Raw genomic sequence first — 13,769 nt, forward strand, 5'->3', positions numbered from 1 at the left:
ATGTGACTTATTTGACTTCCGTAAATTTAAGTTTTGGTAATAACATGGCATTTTCAATGAGCCTGATCTGAATGCCCAGAATACCTGCTTCCGCATTCGCATCAATTTTCTCCGTATCGTCGGTCGGCTTGTGATAGTCATCATGTCCGCCCGTATGGAAAAACAGCACAGGTATTTGCTTGGCGTAAAATGAACCATGGTCCGAACCGCCACTTCCTGCATTGTCTGTAAAAAACTTCGTATCGCTTTTCACGTCCTTGAAAATGATCGGCCATTCGGGGCTGGTGCCGTACCCGCCGATGCCCACGCCCCGGTTGGGGTCGTAGCGACCGATCATGTCCATGTTCGACATGAAGTTGATATCGGCCAACGGCAAAGTAGGATTGTTGACGAAATAGCGTGAGCCGACCAATCCCAATTCTTCCGCTCCGAATGCGATAAAAAGGAAGTTGTAAGGCTCCTTTTTATCATTTCCCGAAAAATACCGCGCCAGTTCGAGCAAACCGGCCACGCCTGAGGCATTGTCGTCGGCGCCGTTGTGTATCTGCCCCTCGGGCTTTTCGGCTTTGGAACTTCCCTGCCGGCCTATACCAAGGTGGTCAAAATGAGCGCCTATGACGATGGTATACTGCGCGCCGTTGTCGAGAAAGCCGATCACATTCCGCGTCTCGCGAATGCTGTCGGGGACAACTATCCGTCTGATCTTCGCGGTGAAAGGCTGATAGTAACCCTCGGTTCCTTTGGGTAGAAGATGGTACTTTTTGAATTGTTTCGCCACATACTTCGCCGCCTTTTCATTCTCTTTGCTTCCTGTGCCCCGACCTTTCATTTTGTCGGAAGCCAGGTAGGAAATGTGTTTGCGGATGTTTTCCGGGGAGGGTGAAACGGATTGCCCAAATGCCTGTATGGTGGCTAAAACGAGCAATAAACTGTGAAAAAAGATTCTCATTCGATATAAAATGGTTGACGGGCAAAGATAAGCTACCGCAGTGCGAGCGGACTCGGGCAACCGACAGAATTTTTGCATTTATTTGTATTTTCAGGCATCCGCACTTAATATTGCACCATCAATCAATTGCTTCCCTGTACGGCGGTTGATTTATAAAGAAGAGGCGAGAGAATGGGCTCTATGAACCTCTGGCAACCTGCTACCGCTACGGAGAAAGGTGCTAATTCCCACCTAAGTTATTAGGAGATATAAAATCAATTCGTGTGCTCTTACAGTTAGAAATTTCCGTAAGCCGATTGGCTTTAGTCTCGCAGCTGCAACCGAAAATCTGTATTTCGGCTGTCGATTTTAACATGTGTTGAATTTAACCACGTGCTGTGGCTCTTATGCAAGCGGAACAGAAGACATTTAAATACCCATATCCCTACGCACTCGAAATGGGTGGCGAATTGCCAGGGTTTGAGCTGGCATACACTACCTACGGAGAAAGGAACGCCAGTGACACCAATATCGTCTGGATCTGCCATGCACTCACCGGCAGCTCCAATGCAGCCGACTGGTGGGACGGCCTGGTAGGGGATGACAAATATTTCAACCCTGCGCAGCATTTCATCATTTGCGTGAACGTGCTTGGCTCCGCCTACGGGTCCACGGGGCCGCTATCGGTCAATCCGAGGACAAACCGGCCTTATTACCGCAACTTTCCGACGCTTACCGTTCGGGATGTCGTCGGGACGTTGGATCTTTTGCGGCAGGAACTGGCGATCAACAAGATCAAAATCTGCATTGGCGGGTCGCTGGGCGGGCAACAGGCGCTGGAATGGGCAGTGGAAAAGCCCGATTTGTTTGAAGAATTGATCCTGATTGCCTCCAATGCATTGCATTCACCCTGGGGGATTGCATTCAACGAGTCGCAGCGGATGGCGATAGAGGCGGATCCTACGTTTACCGAAGAGAGTCCTGATGCCGGCGCAATGGGTATGCGCGCGGCGCGGTCGATCGCTTTGCTGTCTTACCGTAACTACGATACCTACAACTTTACACAAGCGCGTGACAACCCTGATCAGATCGATGAATTCCGTGCATCGTCGTATCAGCAGTACCAGGGCGATAAGTTTGTGAAACGTTTCAACGCGTTCTCTTACTGGGCACTTTCCAAAATCATGGACTCGCATAATGTGGGCCGTAACCGCGGAGGTATTGTGCATGCGCTGGGACTTGTGAAGGCCAAAACGCTCGTGCTCGGTATCAAATCCGACCTGCTTTTCCCGCTATCCGAGCAGCAGTTCCTGGCCCGCCACATTCCGGATGCCGCATTCCAGGAGATCGATTCGCTATATGGTCACGACGGCTTCCTGATTGAGTACAAGCAGCTTACGCAGGTGATCAGAGCGTGGCAGGAAACGAACGGCCAGTTACAGATGGCGCGTATCCGGTGATGGACCAGAGTCTTAAAGCATTATTTGGTATAAAAAGTAAAACTCCCGACCGGCAACCGATCGGGAGTTCTTGCTTTGATGTATTTCAAAAATTACTTCGAAAGGCTCAGCAACAGCTCAGGCTCGTTGGTGGTAATGTAATCCACATCCTTTTCGAGGAAATATTTCAAATCTGATTCATCATTGACTGTCCACACGTTGGTAGTCAGTTTTTTCTGGCGCATGGCAGGAATGTAATCCTCATGTTTCTTCAAAACGCTCAAATGATAATCGATGCCGTCGAGACCGGCTGCCTGGATTTCGTCAGGCGTTTTATCGCCATTCAGGTATTCCACGTGTGCTTTCGGGGCTAGTTCTTTCACTTTCAAGCAAACATCCCAGCTAAATGCGATGTAGTCGGTGATTTTCTCCACCTTCATTTTCTTCACCAATTCCACACATTTGGTAGCCAATGCCAGCGAGCGCTCCTTGCCGATTTTAGAAGTTTTGATTTCCAAAATCAAACGGGTCTTTTTCTGCTTTGCACCCGCTTTCAGATAAGCTTCCAAAGTCGGCAGCGACTCGCCGTTGGCCAGTTTGATCTTTGAAAGTTCGGCTGAATTAGTCGTTTCGATATTCGTTCCCTGAATGGAATGGTCGTGCAAAACATACAAAACCGAGTCGGCCGACATATGCACGTCGAATTCGCTGCCATAGCAGCCGAGCTTGATCGCGTGTTCCAGGGCGCCGATCGAGTTTTCGGTTGCGCCGGTATTTTTCCAGGCACCGCGGTGTGCAATCACCTTGTTTTTCTTTTGAGACATACCATCCATCGACACCAGGCTCATCAGCCCGATTGCAAGCATTAGAAATCCTTTTTTCATTGTATTCAATTTAAACTTCCTTTTAAAAGACATTTTTCGGCGCATTTTACCCCATCAGGGCACCCGCGGCGAAATTACGGCAACTTGGGTGCGTGTCTGTTAGGCTAATATTAAGTTATCCTAAAATCCCTGATGCGGCGTAATGGTCAGGATGACCATTTTAGAAGTGGGTGTGTTACTCTTTTCGGCGACGCTCGTTATGGGCACCAGTACATTGGTTTCGGGGAAATAGGTGGCCGTGCATTGCTCCGGAATGGGATACTCCACCACCACGAATTTGTGAGCCACGCGTTCTATGCCGCCGTAATGGTTATGCAAATCCACGAGATCGCCGTTTTTCAGGTTGCGGTCGTTCATGTCTTTTGCATTCATTAAAATAACCCGTCGCTCGTTGTAAATACCGCGGTAACGATCATTCAGGCCATAAACGGTGGTATTAAACTGGTCGTGGCTGCGGATGGTCATCATCATCAGTTCGCCTTCTTTCAAATGCTGTATCTGCGGCGCCTCAATGTGGAAATGCGCCTTGCGTGTCGGGGTATCAAAGGTGCCTGCGCGGTTGCAGTTGGGCAGGTAGAACCCGCCGGGCTGCCTTACCCGTTCATTATAGTCCGCAAAACCGGGGATCGTACGTTCAATATCGGTGCGGATGAGGTCGTAATCTTCAATGTATTGGTCCCAATTCACCTTACTACGCGCACCCAATGTAGCTTTTGCAAGCCTGCATACAATTTCCGGTTCGCTCGAAAGCTGGTCCGAAATGGGTTCCAACACGCCGCGCGATAGTTGGACCACCCCCATTGAGTTTTCACACGACACAAACCGGTTTTCATTGTTGCGCATATCCTTGTCGCTGCGGCCCAGGCAAGGCAATATCAATGCCTCCTCGCCGTGCACGAGGTGGCTGCGGTTCAGTTTGGTGGAAACATGGACGGTGAGTTTGCATTTTTGCAGTGCTTCCGCCGTAAAACGGGTATCGGGCGTAGCGGAAAGGAAGTTGCCGCCCATAGCAAAAAATACCTTCGCTTTGCCTTCATGCATGGCTTTAATGCATTCCACCACATCATAACCATGCTCCCGGGGCGGAGCGAAATGGAAGTTTTTTTCGATGGAGTCGAGGAACCTTTCGGACGGGCGCTCGAATATGCCCATTGTGCGGTCGCCCTGGACGTTGCTGTGCCCGCGCACCGGACAAGTACCAGCGCCAGGCTTGCCGATACTCCCTTTAAGCAGTAGCAAATTCACGACTTCCTTAATGGTCGCCACGGCATTCCTATGCTGTGTGAGGCCCATTGCCCAGCAGGCAATGATTTTGCTTTTCCCCGCAAGCACATGTGCAACCTCCTGCACCTGCGCGTAAGGTACACCCGCCTGCGCAGCGAGTTGTTCGGCATTATATTGTTTCAGGTCTTGCAGGAATTCGCCGCATCCTTGTGTGTTTTGGTTGATAAAATGCTGGTCAAAAACGCTGCCGGGCCGTTTTTCCTCCTCTTCCAGCAAAAGCAGCTCGATGGCTTTGATCAATGCCATATCGCCATTGATCTTCACTTGAAGGAAAATGTCGGTCAACGACGGGTTAATGCCCAGCACGCCCGAGATAGTTTGCGGGTTGTTGAAGCCCATCAGACCCGTTTCCGGTAAGGGATTAATGGAAATGATGGTCGCGCCGTTGGCTTTCGCTTTCCGTAATGCGGTGAGCATGCGGGGGTGGTTGGTACCCGGGTTTTGTCCGAGGATCATGATTACCTCGGCCTGGTAAAAGTCGTTCAAAGTAACGGAGCCTTTTCCGATGCCGAGCGACTCGCCTAATGCCGTTCCGCTGCTTTCGTGACACATATTGCTGCAATCAGGCAGGTTATTTGTGCCAAATTCTCTCACAAAAAGCTGGTAGAGGAATGCCGCCTCATTGCTGGTCCGGCCGGAAGTGTAAAACACGGCTTCGTCAGGTGATGCAAGGCGGTTCAGTTCGTTCCCTATTTTTTCAAATGCCGCATCCCAGGTAATGGGCTGGTAATGCGTGCCGCCCGCGGGCAGGAACATCGGCTGGGCGATGCGGCCCTTGCTGCCGATCTCGTAGTCCGAAAGCTTCCCCAACTCCTGCACGGAATGCTCCGAGAAAAATTCGGTGGTCAGTTTCTTTGCCGTAGCTTCTTCCGCGACGGCTCTTGCGCCATTCTCGCAATATTCCGCGATGCCCGAGCGCTCGTCGTCCGGGTCGGGCCAGGCGCAGCTGGGGCAATCGAAGCCGCCTTTTTTGTTAAGGTTAAAAAGCGCTTTCATCCCACGCTGTAAACCTGCCTCACTGACGGTCATTTCTAATGCGGAAACGACGGCAGGGATGCCTGCCGCCACTTTTTTGATGGTGCCCTGTTTCAAACCGGTCAGTTTTTCCGGGTTTTCAGCGCCCGGGACGGGGAGTAGGTTTTCGGACATGGTTCAACAGCTTTTGGGATTGTCGTAATTGTCGGACTGGTCTTCGTTGACGTTATCCAGGCATTTGAAATCTTTTTCAATCAACATAAACAACGAACTGCCGTTACTCAGCGACATATTTCCCTCAAACCCGACGGTCGTGTTCGAGGCCCAACCGGCAAGAAGCTTTTCGGGGACTTCCAGGATGATTTTATTATGCTCAAAGCGCGCTTGTAGCTCATGAACCGCCGACTTTTGAACTGCATAATGTAACTGCGCCGGGCCAAAATCGGTTGTTTCTTCCAGGTACCCTTCATTTTCCAGCCTGCCGACTTCGGTTTTCGAAAGTCTGAAACGGACGGAATTCCGGTGAATGCGGATTTTCATAGTTATAAGATCCGGTGGTGGCCGGTGTAAATGTTGAATTTGTCTTTTTTCAAAAAACCTATCAGCGTAATACCGCTTTCGTCCGCCATCTGCACGGCCAGGCTCGATGGGGCTCCAATCGCCGCTACAATCCTGATCCCCGCCATCGCGGCCTTTTGAATGAGTTCGAAACTGGCGCGGCCGCTGAGGAGGAGCACGTGATTATCGAGTGGAAGTTGATCCGTCAGCAATGCGGCACCAATCAGCTTATCCAGTGCATTATGTCTCCCAACATCCTCCCGCAGCATGATGAACTGCCCGGAAATATTGAAAAGGGCCGAGGCGTGCAGCCCGCCCGTGGTTTCAAAAGTATGCTGGTGATCGGCGATCTGCCCGGTGAGTCGGTACAACAATTTTTTTTTCAAAACCAAACCTTCCTGTACATCGGCATAGACCGACCTGGTTTTGATCGCGTCGATACTGGCTTTCCCGCACACGCCGCAGCTGGACGTCGTGTAGAAGTTGCGTTCCAGGCTGCCCAATAGCGGCTCGAAGTCGCCTGAGAACGTCACTATCACGCGGTTTTCATCGAATGCGGCATGCGCAATGCCGTCGATCTGGCTTTTGGAATGGATAATACCCTCGGTGAACAGGAATCCTGCGGCGAGCTCGTAATCGTTACCCGGTGTCCGCATGGTTACCGAAATGCTTTTACGCTCCCTTTGGCCCGCAGATTGGTAAGCCACCTGAATTTCCAGCGGTTCCTCTACGGCCAGTAGATCGTCGAGTTCCTCGGTGTCGTATCCGCTGATGCGGGTGATTTTATGGTTGGTTATCGAACTGGTTTCCATTTTGAAAGTCATTATCGGCTTCAAGCGCCTGTTTTACAGCCCGGAAATCTTCCATGGTATCTACGCTCCGCATCGTTCGTTCCGACATGGGCCGGTATTTTCCTGCGTTCTCCGCCTGAAGAAAACGCTGCAATGAGCGTGTGCCGTTTTCAAAAGCATTAAATAATGCACTACTTGCCGACCGCGAATACCATCCGAGCAGCGGTTCGTAGAATGCATTCCGGTTATAAAAGGCGGCGGCCGGTAAATCCTTATCGGTATGATGCAGAAAATTAGCCAGCTCGTCGGTCGTCAGGAAGGGATAGTCGCATCCAGCCACCAGGAAATCGTTTCCCGGAAACGTTTCAAAAGCCGTGAGTAGTCCGCTCATGGGGCCCGCCCCGGCGAATTGAGGAAGGTCGGTCAGTTTCGGATAGCTGGTCCGGAACGTCTTGTATTGTTCCGCATTGCAGCTGAGGATCACGCGCTCGCACAGGGGCGCAAGGAGGTCGGCAATGTGTTCGTGCTGAGGTTTTTGGTAATACACCAGCAAACTTTTGTCGGTACCCATTCGCGTGCTTTCGCCGCCGCATATCACCAGTCCGTATAAGCTCATAGTGGCAGGTCGATGGTTTTAATCGGTCAAATATGCGTAACTTCCTTTTATGGAAATGGGTGATGTTAAAATATTAAGAAAAAAACCGATCTATCCGGTGAGCCCCGAGCTGCGCAAATACTTGCGTTTTTACCAGCGCGATGCCCGGCTGCCTGTTGCTTACCACGATTTGCTAAACTTTTACGAATCGTTCCCCGTGACTGACAAGAATGGCCGGGATACGTTATGGGAAAGTCCGCTTTACCCGCCGCATGAGCTGGAAAGATTGCATGCGGGACTGAAAAAGGTTTATGCCATGCTCAAAGCATCTGGAAACCTGCGCATTGTGGAACACAAATACATCGATCGGATCGACTATTGCAAGTTTGGGAATTCCAACCCGTTCCGCATCAAGATCGTGAACCGGCTGAATGATATTTACGATTATTTCTACGTCAAAAAGGCCGATTCTTCCCGCATTTACGGACTGGAACTCGAAGAGATCTTTTCGCCCAACCAGGTCAATTATCTGGTCGATGGCGAAACGCTGATCGAGGAGCACATTGCAGGAATTCCGGGCGACGAGTTTGCGCGTACACGTATGCGCGACCCCGATTATAACCCCATCCGTATCGCGAAAGAGTTTGTGAAGTTCAATGAGCGCTGCAAAATCACATTACTGGGCGACATGCGTTCCTATAACTTCGTCATGCAGATCACCCCCGATTTCGACGATTTTCAATTCCGCCTCCGCGCGATCGACTTCGACCAGCAGTTCTACGAAGGCAATCTTAAAGTATATATGCCGCAGTTTTTCAAGGAAAACCGGCCTTATGTGCAGCTGGCTATGGAGCATCTTACCGACAGGACGGTGGTGCAATACCAGCAGGAAGAGCAGTCGTCGATCATGTACCAGGCCAAGGCCGAGCGTTACCGCCTCCGCGACCTGCGTGATGTGTGCATCAAAGACAAAATATCTACTTCTGAAAACATTCACCAGCTACGCGAAGCTCTTGCTACGCATTATTCGGACGAGCATTATCATAAATGCGAGACGATGACCGAGATCATAGAATTGAATATCAAGAATGTGATACGGATGGTAATTGCGTGAAAATGGGTTGGAAAACGTGAAGACATTAGAGGCAATCGGCACGGGAGTCTTGGTGAATAACAATTAATGCCGGCCGGTAAAAGTTTAAAGCGTACCTTTGCAGCCGGGAACAACGCGACTCGTATTGCTGTTGTCCCTTTTCAAATCTAACCAAAATCGGAAGGCATTCAACCTTCGGCAGATTACAATGAGTAAACACGGACGTATTCTTGTCGCCATGAGCGGCGGCATCGACAGCTCGCTCGCAGCTGTCCTTCTCCACGAACAAGGGTATGAGGTCATCGGAATGACCATGAAAACCTGGGACTACGCCAGCAGCGGCGGTACCAAGAAAGAAACGGGCTGTTGCTCCCTGGATTCCATCAACGACGCACGTAATATCGCGGTCGAGCTGGGCTTCCCGCATTATATTCTCGATATCCGGGCCGAGTTCGGCGATTATGTGATCGACCATTTCACAGGTGAATACCTGGAAGGCCGCACGCCTAACCCTTGCGTACTTTGTAATACCCACATCAAATGGGATGCATTGCTCCGCCGTGCTGACCGCCTCGATTGCGAGTTCATCGCTACCGGGCATTATGCCAATATGCAGTTTAATAATGGCCGTCATTACGTTTCCAAAGGGATCGATGCCTGGAAAGACCAAAGTTATGTGCTTTGGGGGGTATCACAGGAAAGCCTGGCCCGTACCAAACTGCCGTTAGGCTTTTTACATAAAACCGAAATCCGCGAAATGGCGCGCGAGAGGGGTTTTATTGATTTGGTAAACAAGTCGGAGAGCTACGAAATCTGCTTCGTGCCCGATAACGACTATCGCGGCTTCCTGAAAAGGCGCATTCCCGGACTGGAAGCGGAAGTGGCAGGTGGTAATTTTGTTTACGCCGACGGGACGGTAGTAGGAAAACACGAGGGCTATCCATTCTACACTGTTGGCCAGCGCAAAGGGCTTGGCATTGCATTAGGCCGACCTGTTTTCGTGACCGAAATCCGGAAAGAAACCAATGAAGTGGTACTCGGCGATATGCCCGATCTTTTCCGCGATGGTATGAATGTGAGCAAATTGAATCTTCAAAAATACGAATCGCTCGAAAAGCCGCTTGAAACGGTTACCAAAGTACGCTACAAACACGACGGAACGCCGGCGATCATCGAACAAACCGGCCCGGATCAGATCGTAGCTCGTTTCCACGACGGCGTCAACGGCATCGCACCGGGTCAGGCCGCTGTTTTTTATGAAGGGGATGATGTTGTGGGTGGCGGCTGGATCATGAAGAGTTTCAGGCAGGAGGCATAAAAAAACACCTGACGTGCTTAGAGGAGATGCAATCCAATGCCGGTTCAGGTGTTCTGGAAGTAATAGGAGATTTTTCGAATCTCCTATTTTATTTTCCATATTATTTTATCCTCTGCCTCACGGCTTCATACAATACGATCGAACTTGCTACGGACACATTCAGAGATTCCACGTGGCCTGCGAGCGGGATACGTGCGCCACTGTCGGCGAGGTCGATGAATTCTTTGGAAATACCGTCTTCTTCCGATCCCATGATGATGACCGTTGGGATGGTGAAATCAATGTCGTAGAGCGATTTATCTGTTTTTTCTGTACAGGCAATGATTTGCAGTCCGCTGTTTCTGAGGTACATGAGTGTCTCCCAGAGATTAGGCTCGCGGCAAATAGGCAGGAAGTTCAATGCGCCGGATGAGGTTTTCATAGCATCGGCGTTGATCTGAGCGCCGCCCTTGGTAGGAACGATGATCGCTTGTACGCCTGCGCATTCGGCCGTACGTGCGATGGCGCCGAAGTTCCGTACATCGGTAACGCGGTCGAGCAGCAGGAGCAGCGGTGTTTTGCCATCTTCGTACACCTGCGTAAGCACATTGTGCAACGGCATGTACTGGATCGGCGAGACGAATGCAATGACGCCCTGGTGGTTTTTGCGGGTTACCCGGTTCAGTTTTTCGACCGGTACACGCTGATAGGGGACGCCAAGTTCTTTGGCGAGCTTTTCAATTTCCGCGAGCCCGAACTCGCGCTGAATAAATAACCGTTCGATTTCTTTGCCCGAACGAAGGGTTTCTAATACCGACTGCGTACCAAAAACCATGTCGGCCTGGGACTGTCTGGGGGCTGGTTTTCTTACCGTATACTTCCGTTTCTCCATGCTTCTACTACTGGATACCAAATCGGCTGGTATTCGGCATAGCGAACCAGTTCATAATGATCATCCACAAATTGATTGTTTCTTCTGTTAAATGTAAAATTGACGTTTTGGGCGTTGCCTCTGTGATCGTAGGTCCAAACCTCGCGGTCTTTGCTGCGCTGCACCTTATCAGGCGGGCCTAAAATAATGTAAATCATTCCTTTGTCGGTCTTCCAGCCTTCTTTATAGGTAGTGAAAAGCTGGTTGGCTTCTTCAACCCTTCCGTAGAACGACCGGATAGATTGCTGGGCCAGCGGCGCATTGCCGTTCATGAGCGTCAGCCAGTATTTATCCAATGCTTTTTTATAATCTTCTGCCTTCTTGATCTCGTTGATTTCGTTGTTGGTACTCATGTAAAGTAACGGGCCCAGCAACAATTGGGGACGCGTCACTTTCGGGAAGCGCTCGTTTACAACCAAGAGACCCAGTCCTTCCGATTGGGTGGTGTCTGCGAAAATATTGTAAAGACCTTCTTTTGAAAACTGCAAAGGCTGGTTGGCGCTGATCGTAAATGTGCTGTCCACTTCCAGTGATTTGTTCCCGGTCTTAGGCGCGATGTTCATAGGCGAGCCCGCCGGTTCGAAGTCGTGGTTGTAGTAATAAACGTGCAGTTGACCGGCATTTTCACCCGCTTTTTTGATGGTGAACTGCTCATTCGAACTGACATAATGCCGCTGCAATGGCTGAGTCGAATTGCCTACGTAAACGCCGTACATCTGGTTCACGGCCAGTTTTTTGAATCGTATCGTGAGGTCGTTCAGTACCTTTTTGAGTGTTCCGGTCTGGCTGATTTCACTTAGCAATACGCCGTAATCGCGGTTCGGACTTTTCAATTCGTAGGAAATCACGATTTTATCGCCCATGCGGGACACATTCGTCGAATCGAGCTTCACATTACCGTAACCGAGGCGTTCGCGTGTGCCGTAATCGGAGTAAATGACGTAGTTGAGATTGTAGAGCCTCACAAAATCGGACACGCTGATCGGATTTTTGCCTTTAAGGGCATCCACATACAGAAATACCGACGTTTGCGTCGTGTCTTTCAATAAATATTTGCTTTGAATTGCTACGAGCGAAAGCTCCTCATTGACTGGCGCCGATGCCTGCTGTTGCTGCTGTTCCGTCGAGCGCACCTGCGCCTCCGGGATCTGCTTCATAGGCTTATTCGATGATGCGCATCCGGCCATCACCAAAACAGACATTATATAGATACAAAAGCGAAAATTTGTTCTCATGTACGTGTATTCATCGTTTGTCAAATAACGAAGGAACCGGTAAAATTACCCAATAAAACGGTAATAAAATTTTTATTCCGGGCTCTTGCTCCCGCGGGTTGCCGATTTGATCTGATCTTCGATGGCATCCCATTGATCGTCAGTGATTTCTTTCAGGAAATTGAATTGTCCTCCACCCAATACTTCTCCTCCATCAAGCGTGATTACCTCACCCGTCATGTAGGCCGAAAAGTCGGAAATCAGATAAGCGGAAAGATTGGCCAATTCCTGGTGATCGCCCGTGCGTGCGAGGGGAATGCGGTTTTCGAATGCGAATTTGGTAGCGAGTTCCTCCGGAAACAACCGGTCCCAGGCACCCTTGGTCGGAAACGGGCCGGGAGCGATCGCATTAAGCCGGATACCATGCCGCGCCCATTCAAATGCGAGCGATTTGGTCATGGTGAGCACGCCTGCCTTGGCCATCGCAGACGGTACTACCCAGCCCGAGCCCGTAGTGGCATATGTAGTGACGATATTGAGTACAGTGCCCTTGATATGGTTTTCAATCCAGTATTTGCCCAAAGCCAGTGTGAAATAATAGGTTCCGCGCAGCACAATGTCGACCACCGTATCGACGGCCTTATAGGAAAGCCGCTCTGTGGGACTGATGAAGTTCCCGGCGGAGTTATTCACCAGTCCATCGACCTGACCGAATGCTTCAATGGCTTTTGCAATGACATTTTCGATCTGCTCGGTCTTTCTGACATCGCATTCTGCAAAAATGATATTGCCGCCCGTTTGCTCCCTCAGCTCGGACACGGTTTTTTCCAATACTTCCCCTTTTCTGCTGCATATGACCACATTCGCGCCAAGACGCAGAAAGTAGGTAGCCATCGACTTTCCAAGACCGGTACCACCTCCTGTGACGATAATCGTCCTGTTGTTGAGCGCGCCGTCGCGGAGCATTCCTTCGGTATATGCCATGATTAATGTATTTTTAGGATGGGATGAAAAGTAAATTTTTCTTTAAAAACATTATATTTTGAATGAAAACCAAATCGTCCGGAAATGGATCAGGTAAAGGAAATAGTGAATGAGCTCGCTCTGCTCGGAACTGAGCAGACGCTCAAAACCATGAGGAACCACGGGGCCGTAGAGCCCATCTATGGCGTGAAGATCGGGGATATGAAACCGATTCTTAAAAGATATAAAAACGATCATAAACTGGCGCTCGAATTATTCAAAACGGGAAATTCGGATGCGATGTACCTGGCCGGACTGATTTCAAAACCCGCATTGATGACGCCCGAAGTTTTGGACGAATGGATCGAAAGGGCTTCCTGGCATATGATCAGCGAGTACACCGTAGCCTGGAACGCCGCCGAAAGCCCCTACAAGTTTGAAATGGCCCGAAAATGGATCGAGTCCGACGACGAGTTGATAGCCGATGCAGGATGGGCGACCTGGGGATGCATTCTGGCATTGACACCGGACGACCAGCTTGACAAGCGGGAGATTGACCAGCTGCTCGATCGCGTAGAACGTGAAATCGATTCGGCACCGAACCGGGTCCGGTATGTGATGAATGGGTTCGTGATCGCGGTAGGCTCCTATTATCCTCCGCTGTCAGCGAAAGCGATGGAAGTGGGCAAGAGGATCGGGAAAGTGAAGGTTAATATGGGCAATACCGAATGTAAAGTACCATACCCGCCCGACTATATTCAGAAAGTGTGGGACAAGGGCCTTCTCGGAAGAAAAAGAAAGGAAGTAAGATGTTGAT

13 protein-coding genes and 1 riboswitch are annotated in these 13,769 nt (G+C 50.2%); of the genes, 4 read left to right on the forward strand and 9 right to left on the reverse strand.

Annotated elements, in window-relative coordinates; all coding sequences use genetic code 11:
* Positions 1–7 precede the first annotated feature (7 nt).
* A complete protein-coding gene (locus AAHB90_RS02095) occupies positions 8–949 on the reverse strand; it encodes a M20/M25/M40 family metallo-hydrolase (protein WP_342083247.1) in 942 nt (313 codons plus the stop codon).
* A 147-nt stretch (positions 950–1,096) separates the two neighbouring features.
* A riboswitch (SAM riboswitch) is annotated at positions 1,097–1,204 on the forward strand.
* A gap of 131 nt (positions 1,205–1,335) precedes the next feature.
* Here AAHB90_RS02095 and AAHB90_RS02100 point away from each other — a divergent pair.
* Positions 1,336–2,388: a homoserine O-acetyltransferase family protein gene (locus tag AAHB90_RS02100; RefSeq protein ID WP_342083974.1), complete on the forward strand. Its 1,053-nt coding sequence runs from the start codon at positions 1,336–1,338 to the stop codon at positions 2,386–2,388.
* 92 nt (positions 2,389–2,480) lie between these two features.
* On the opposite strand, the gene AAHB90_RS02105 is transcribed toward AAHB90_RS02100, so the two are convergent.
* The 5 genes from AAHB90_RS02105 to mobA form a co-directional block, all read right to left on the reverse strand.
* Entirely contained in the window at positions 2,481–3,251 is a 771-nt protein-coding gene (locus AAHB90_RS02105; RefSeq protein WP_342083248.1) for a glycerophosphodiester phosphodiesterase, read from the reverse strand.
* A gap of 120 nt (positions 3,252–3,371) precedes the next feature.
* Positions 3,372–5,684: an FdhF/YdeP family oxidoreductase gene (locus AAHB90_RS02110; RefSeq protein WP_342083249.1), complete on the reverse strand. Its 2,313-nt coding sequence runs from the start codon at positions 5,682–5,684 to the stop codon at positions 3,372–3,374.
* Between the two features lie 3 nt (positions 5,685–5,687).
* Entirely contained in the window at positions 5,688–6,050 is a 363-nt protein-coding gene (locus AAHB90_RS02115; protein ID WP_342083250.1) for a DUF7009 family protein, read from the reverse strand.
* Between the two features lie 2 nt (positions 6,051–6,052).
* Entirely contained in the window at positions 6,053–6,880 is an 828-nt protein-coding gene (fdhD, locus tag AAHB90_RS02120; RefSeq protein ID WP_342083251.1) for a formate dehydrogenase accessory sulfurtransferase FdhD, read from the reverse strand.
* Positions 6,852–7,475 (reverse strand): molybdenum cofactor guanylyltransferase, encoded by a 624-nt coding sequence (gene mobA / locus AAHB90_RS02125; protein WP_342083252.1) that lies wholly within the window; start codon positions 7,473–7,475, stop codon positions 6,852–6,854. Before mobA ends, fdhD begins: the two co-directional genes overlap by 29 nt.
* A gap of 49 nt (positions 7,476–7,524) precedes the next feature.
* Between mobA and AAHB90_RS02130 the strand changes: the two genes are divergently transcribed.
* Entirely contained in the window at positions 7,525–8,568 is a 1,044-nt protein-coding gene (locus AAHB90_RS02130) for a hypothetical protein (protein WP_342083253.1), read from the forward strand.
* Between the two features lie 187 nt (positions 8,569–8,755).
* Positions 8,756–9,865, forward strand: coding sequence for a tRNA 2-thiouridine(34) synthase MnmA (gene mnmA, locus AAHB90_RS02135; protein ID WP_342083254.1), 1,110 nt, complete (start codon positions 8,756–8,758; stop codon positions 9,863–9,865).
* A 100-nt stretch (positions 9,866–9,965) separates the two neighbouring features.
* Here the strand turns inward: mnmA and rlmB are convergent, their stop codons facing one another.
* From rlmB to AAHB90_RS02150, 3 genes are all read right to left on the reverse strand, one after another.
* On the reverse strand, positions 9,966–10,736 hold the full coding sequence (gene rlmB, locus AAHB90_RS02140) for a 23S rRNA (guanosine(2251)-2'-O)-methyltransferase RlmB (protein ID WP_342083255.1): 771 nt from the start codon (positions 10,734–10,736) through the stop codon (positions 9,966–9,968).
* Positions 10,712–11,932 carry a GWxTD domain-containing protein gene (locus AAHB90_RS02145; protein ID WP_342083256.1) on the reverse strand — a complete coding sequence of 407 codons (1,221 nt, stop codon included), beginning with the start codon at positions 11,930–11,932 and terminating at the stop codon, positions 10,712–10,714. Before AAHB90_RS02145 ends, rlmB begins: the two co-directional genes overlap by 25 nt.
* Before the next feature lie 150 nt (positions 11,933–12,082).
* Positions 12,083–12,973 (reverse strand): SDR family oxidoreductase, encoded by an 891-nt coding sequence (locus AAHB90_RS02150; RefSeq protein WP_342083257.1) that lies wholly within the window; start codon positions 12,971–12,973, stop codon positions 12,083–12,085.
* A gap of 84 nt (positions 12,974–13,057) precedes the next feature.
* On the opposite strand from AAHB90_RS02150, the gene AAHB90_RS02155 reads away from it, so the two are divergent.
* Positions 13,058–13,768, forward strand: a complete 711-nt coding sequence (locus tag AAHB90_RS02155; protein WP_342083258.1) for a DNA alkylation repair protein — start codon at positions 13,058–13,060, stop codon at positions 13,766–13,768.
* Position 13,769 lies beyond the last annotated feature (1 nt).

It is taken from the genome of Dyadobacter sp. OTU695 (genome assembly GCF_038440355.1).
GTDB lineage: Bacteria > Bacteroidota > Bacteroidia > Cytophagales > Spirosomataceae > Dyadobacter.